Source organism: Candidatus Neomarinimicrobiota bacterium, assembly GCA_018647265.1.
Lineage (GTDB): Bacteria > Fidelibacterota > Marinisomatia > Marinisomatales > TCS55 > TCS55.
Genome location: JABGTK010000107.1, coordinates 1 through 5,071 on the forward strand (window position 1 = coordinate 1; position 5,071 = coordinate 5,071).

The window sequence follows — 5,071 nt, forward strand, 5'->3', positions numbered from 1 at the left end:
CATTTTTCTAAAAGATATTTCGGATATTAAGGTGGCTCGGCCCGGAGATAATATCGGGGTTGATGTCGGGGTTGACCTATGTGTCAACCCACAGAAGTACAACTCCAGAAAAAATATTAAGGGCAGACACATAGGTCCGCCCGAACAAGGAACAGTTACAGGAGAGCAACCAACATTGGGGACGATTGTTCAATGGTATAAAACCATGGTCACCAATGAATATATTAGAAAAGTGAAATCCCAAAATTGGGAACCATTTACCAAAAGATTATTCCAGCGCAATTATTATGAACATATTATTCGAAATGAAGATAGTTTGAATCGAATTCGTCATTACATTATGACCAATCCTGACCGATGGGAAAAAGATATTGAAAACCCAAAAAACATTTATGAAACAGGAAGAGTTGTTTCTCCTAAAGACTATTTTTTAGAAACCTATTACCAATCTATTGTTGAGAAAGATTAATTTAGATAATGAAAATCCTCGTATCTGATCCCATAACTGAGAGCGGTATGGCCGTCCTCACCGATGCTAATTTTGATGTAGTTCAATTGCCCGAAGGAACGCCGGAAGAAAAAGCAGAAGCCTGTAAAGATATCCATGGCTGGGTAATCCGTAGTGGCACAAAAATTACAGCTGAAATGATAGATGGCGCTGAGAACCTTCAAGTGATCGGCCGTGCCGGTGTAGGTGTGGATAACATTGACATTCCTGCCGCTACCCGCCGCGGTGTGGTTGTCATGAATACACCTGACGTAAATACCATTTCCGCCGCTGAACATACAGTGGCAATCATGCTCACCCTTTCGCGAAATATTTCCATCGGAGATAGTGGTATGAAAAATGGTGAATGGAACCGTAATGCCTTGGTTGGGACAGAACTCCGACATAAAACTTTGGGAATTGTGGGAATGGGTAAAATCGGCCGTGAGGTCATGACGCGCTGTCGTTCCTTCGGTATGAAAATTTTAGGATTCGATCCTTACATGAACCAGGACATGTTCAATCCTGAAGAAGTAACAATTGTTGATTTGGATGAATTGACAGCCAATTCAGATTATATCACCGTACATGTTCCTTTGACCGATTCCACCCGTGATTTGTTTGACTATGCCCGTTTGTCAGCTATGAAATCTACTGCACGTATCGTAAATGTGGCCCGAGGTGGTATCATCAATGAAGCAGGCTTAGCCAAAGCATTAGTTGATGGTAAAATCGCCGGGGCAGCCATTGACGTATTTACATCTGAACCTGTGGATGATTCCAATCCATTGGTTAATGCACCGAATATTGTATTAACGCCTCACCTTGGCGCATCCACAAAGGAAGCTAAAGAAGGGGTGAGTATGGCAGTATGTGAACAAGTGCGCGACTATTTACTCCATGAGAAATTGAACAATGCCTTAAATATGCCCATCTCTGACATGGCTAAACTGAAAGAGATTCAAATCAATTTGGATTTGGCGGAACTAATGGGCATCCTCCAGGGGCAGTTAAACCCGGGTGTGATTAAGCGTGTCCAGGTAGAATGTTCCGGTACTATGGACGAAGCAAAACCGGCCGCTTTAGCATTCTTAAAAGGATTATTGAAGAACCGAATTCCCGATCGTGTCAATTATATTAATGCTGAATCGCTGGCTGTGGAGTTGGGTATTAGTATTGAGCACAGTTTTACGAATGATAGTGGTTCTTATACCAATTTGATTCGAACGCGCGTAACCGGTGAATCTGAACCGACACGAATTGCAGGCAGTGTATTTGAAGGAAATCGAATACGCATGGTAAATATCCTTGGATACGAGATGGAAGTGACGCCTTACGGAACCATGCTTTTTGCACGGAACAAAGATGTACCGGGCGTTATTGGGAAGGTCGGTACAATGTTAGGCGAAGCAAAAGTTAACATTGGTGGATATCTTCTGAGCCGGGAAATGAATGACGGCGAAGCATTTGCCGTTGTGCGGGTAGATAATCCCGTTCCCGATTCTGTGCTTTCCCAAATAAGAGATTTACCAGAGATTATTTCAGTCCAACAACTTCATTGTTGATTGCTTTGAATGGATCATCCTTACAAAACGATTGAAATTGCAGGAGGTGGAATTGCGGGCCTTACAGCAGCAATTCAACTGAAGATGGCGGGACACAATCCTGTTGTTTACGAAAAAGAATCACAAATTGGCGCAGGCCGTCATGGTGATTTCGAAGGATTGGAAAATTGGATTTATCCCCAAAGTATGCCGGCCTTTTTAATTGAAGCAGGATTTGATTTTACGGAAATAAAGACTCACTCTGTCTCGCAGTTTTTCGTTCATACCCAAAACCGACCGCCCTTTTTAATTCAGAATAATTCACCGTTTTTTTATATGGTAAGGCGCGGAGCTAACCCCCATGATATTGATAACCAATTATTTCACCAATGCCAAAAAATGGGCGTTCAATTTGAGTTGGGGAAAAAAGCACCAGAGAATTGTCACATCAATGCCACCGGATCAAAAAAAGCGGCTGCTTATATTCAGGGTATTAATTTTCAAACTGAATTGAAAGATCAAGTCCATTTGCTTTTAGGGCACGAATATGCACCGAAAGGTTATGCTTATCTTATTATAATCGATGGTAAAGGGACATTGGCTACAGCCTATAAGAAACCAAAGAATTCAAATGTAAACCCCATTAATAATACGCGAGAATATTTTGATACAAAGGGTATTTCTATAAATGTTGGTGAGTCATTTGGAAGTCGAGGTAGTTTTTCATTACCATTTGGCCAGTGGAGAAATCCATATCAAATCGGTGAAGCAGGGGGTTTCCAGGATTATTTATTCGGTTTTGGTATTCGCATGTCCATGATGTCAGGTCGGGCAGCGGCATTATCCATTTTGGGGAAGAAAAAAGAAGCAAAAATTTTATTAAAAGAATTGAATCGGAAACGGCGCTTATCATTTGTGAATCGCATCCTGTATGAAAGGTTGAACGATCGGCAGATGGCTGAGTTTGCGAAAAAGTTTTCTGAATCTTCCGATCCATTATCTATATTGTCCGGTGCATATGCATGGAACTTTAAAAATATTTTGCGTTGGATAAACATCGGGCACCGATATGAAATACATCCTACTTAGAAGCATTCAAGTTTTTGCCATGATCATTTTAATCTCGGGACTCGTCTGGGGAATCCGTGATAATAATGTTATGCTAGAATTAAACGCACTTATTATTGGATCGGGTATATTTTATATCGTAAATATGTTGTTGAAAAAAGATTAATCATTCAAATTCCGATATCATTATAACGTGAAAGCGAGGGGATTATGTCAAAATTATGGACTGATTTAAAAGAAAACATGAAAGATTGGAGCAACGCCGCTATTGAAAAAGCGGAAGAGGTGAGCAAGGTTGCCGTTGCAAAAACAGAAGAGTTAACCAAGATTAGTAAAATAAAATTGGAAATTCATCAACTGGAGCGTAATCGACGCCGGGAACGGGAAGCGTTGGGAAAATTAGTATACGGTCAGGCCAAGAATGATAATATGGTGAATTTTACCGGGAATGCAGAATTCTTTACCCATGTGGAAAAGATAGAGAGTATTTCTGCTGTAATCACCGGTAAAAATAATGAAATTGAAAGAATTAAAGATGAGTACGATATACAGGATGTAATCGTTTCGGAAGCAGTCGATGTGGAGCCAGCCACTGTTGAATCATCTGAAGAAGGGGAAGTTGTATCAAAACCCGAGAATGAATAATTCAATTGCCTTCATCTACTTTCACTAGTCAAAAGAATGCCCCACTCAACTTTTCTAGGAAATAAAGGGCATTGCAACGTCTGCGTCACAGTACCCGATCCCATTTACTGAAAATATAGCTGAAATGATCAATTTGGCTGTTTCATGAACACTTTTGTAAATTCCACGATTAATAGAGGCGAATAAATCATGTTTCGTCATAAAAAAACCAATAAATATCATAACTATATCATTGTATCCGAACGTGATTCGGACGTACACCAGTACAACTTCTCCCGTCAGAGATTATTGACAATTGCGGGAATTGCTGTTGTGTTTGTATCCATCGGTCTCTTCCTTAGTGCCGATGCACTTACTGGTATACTTTATAAAGCAAAATTAAAAGATTTACGGGCCAACTACCACCAATTAACGGAAACACTTGTTACACTTCAAACACAATTAGAAGATGTTTCTGGAAAGATGGGTACTATTGAGAAAAAAGACCAAGCCATTCGGACGTATGCTGGTTTACCTCAGATTGATCAAGATGTCCGAAAGATGGGTGTTGGTGGTGCTGTCATCCGAAAAACCAATGTTAATGATATTGCTCCTGAGGTTACTTCCAGAATTTCAGAGATTGAAATGAATGTGGAAACATTATCACGAAAAGTAAAGCTTGAGTTAAAAAGTTATAATTCTTTATACAATAAAGTCCGGGATAATTCAGATAATTTAAAAATTATTCCTTCGATCCGCCCAGTTCAAGAGGGATATCTCGGATCCGGATTTGGATACAGGGAAGATCCATTTACTGATAAAGTGCGCTATCATTACGGACAAGATTTCGCTGTGAATACAGGTACCAAAGTATATACCCCGGCCCAAGGTAAAGTCCGTTTTGCTGGAAATCAAGGGGGCTATGGTAAAGTGATTAAGATCGACCATGGCAATGGTTATCGTACAATTTATGCCCATTTATCCAATATCAAGGTGAAACGTGGCCAAGAGTTGAAGCGCGGTGAATTGATTGCTACCTCGGGGAATACGGGTCGTTCAGCTGGCCCCCACCTCCATTATGAAGTTCACCAGTACGGTGCGCCACAAAATCCCATGGATTATTTTTTCTCGGGCCACTTGAAGTAAGCCTTTTTTCCTCTACACCTCTCTCAGTAATTTTCACGATCATCCCATGAGTAAATCTTACTTCATAGAAACATTCGGTTGCCAAATGAATGTGGCCGATTCTGAATTGGTATCAGGACTACTTACCCAAGAAGGTTATACGGAATCCAATGATATCCACAGCGCTGACGCTATTTTTGTAAATACCTGTGCAATCAGGGAA

Annotated in this window: 7 protein-coding genes; all 7 read left to right on the top strand. The window is 40.5% G+C overall.

The annotated features are described in order from the left end of the window. Positions 1-469: hypothetical protein (locus HN459_06080; GenBank protein ID MBT3479017.1), on the top strand; the 469-nt coding region annotated here is incomplete at its 5' end. 8 nt (positions 470-477) lie between these two features. Further along, positions 478-2,052, top strand: a complete 1,575-nt coding sequence (locus HN459_06085; GenBank protein ID MBT3479018.1) for a phosphoglycerate dehydrogenase — start codon at positions 478-480, stop codon at positions 2,050-2,052. Positions 2,053-2,061: 9 nt separating this feature from the next. Beyond that, positions 2,062-3,120 carry an NAD(P)-binding protein gene (locus tag HN459_06090; GenBank protein MBT3479019.1) on the top strand — a complete coding sequence of 353 codons (1,059 nt, stop codon included), beginning with the start codon at positions 2,062-2,064 and terminating at the stop codon, positions 3,118-3,120. Next, positions 3,101-3,265, top strand: a complete 165-nt coding sequence (locus HN459_06095) for a hypothetical protein (protein ID MBT3479020.1) — start codon at positions 3,101-3,103, stop codon at positions 3,263-3,265. The genes HN459_06090 and HN459_06095 overlap by 20 nt, the downstream gene beginning before the upstream one ends. Before the next feature lie 44 nt (positions 3,266-3,309). Further along, a complete protein-coding gene (locus HN459_06100; GenBank protein ID MBT3479021.1) occupies positions 3,310-3,744 on the top strand; it encodes a hypothetical protein in 435 nt (144 codons plus the stop codon). Between the two features lie 189 nt (positions 3,745-3,933). Beyond that, on the top strand, positions 3,934-4,869 hold the full coding sequence (locus HN459_06105) for a peptidoglycan DD-metalloendopeptidase family protein (GenBank protein ID MBT3479022.1): 936 nt from the start codon (positions 3,934-3,936) through the stop codon (positions 4,867-4,869). A 46-nt stretch (positions 4,870-4,915) separates the two neighbouring features. Then, positions 4,916-5,071, top strand: a 156-nt coding sequence (locus tag HN459_06110) for a tRNA (N6-isopentenyl adenosine(37)-C2)-methylthiotransferase MiaB (protein ID MBT3479023.1), incomplete at its 3' end; no start/stop codon positions are given.